The sequence below is a fragment of the Achromobacter maghribensis genome (assembly GCF_057334215.1).
Map to the genome: position 1 here is coordinate 1 of NZ_JBHFII010000060.1, position 647 is coordinate 647.

Annotated in this window: 1 protein-coding gene; it reads left to right on the top strand. The window is 62.3% G+C overall.

What is annotated here, in order from left to right:
* A partial coding sequence (locus tag ACE039_RS26155) for a VCBS domain-containing protein (protein ID WP_485823729.1) occupies positions 1 to 647 on the top strand: 647 nt, incomplete at both ends.

Here is a 647-nt window from a genome sequence, read left to right on the forward strand (position 1 = left end):
GGCGACACCAGCACCGCTGAACTGACCATCACCATCAATGGCCAGACCGACGCGCCGCCGGTTGTCACGCCTGAAGATGGCGACGGCAACGTCACTGACGCACACAACAGCGTCGTTGAAGCCTCCGGCGAGACCGTCACGGGCAAGGTTACCGTGTCGGCTGAAGCCGGCGTCGCTGGCGTCACGGTCGGCGGCCATGATGTCACCAACGCCTCCACGACCCCGGTCGTCATCACCACCGATAAGGGTGTGCTGACTATCACGGGTTACAACGCCGCGACCGGTGTCATCACCTACTCCTATCAGGAGACCGGCGGTGCTGACGATCACACCGCGGGCGATGACTCGGTCAAGGACAGCTTCACCGTCACCGTTACCGACGTGGCCGGTATTGCTACCAGCAATGACCTGGTCATCCAGATCATTGACACGGCGCCGGTCGCCAATGCCGACTCGGCAAGCGTTACCGAAGATGCGGCTATGCCTGTCACGGGCAACCTGCTCACCAACGATACGTTGGGCGCGGACACCAGCACGGTCGCCATCACCACGGGCGACGCCAAGTACGGCACGCTGGTCGACAATGGCGACGGCACCTGGTCCTATCAACTGAACAACAGCCTGCCGGCCGTTCAAGCCTTGAACAA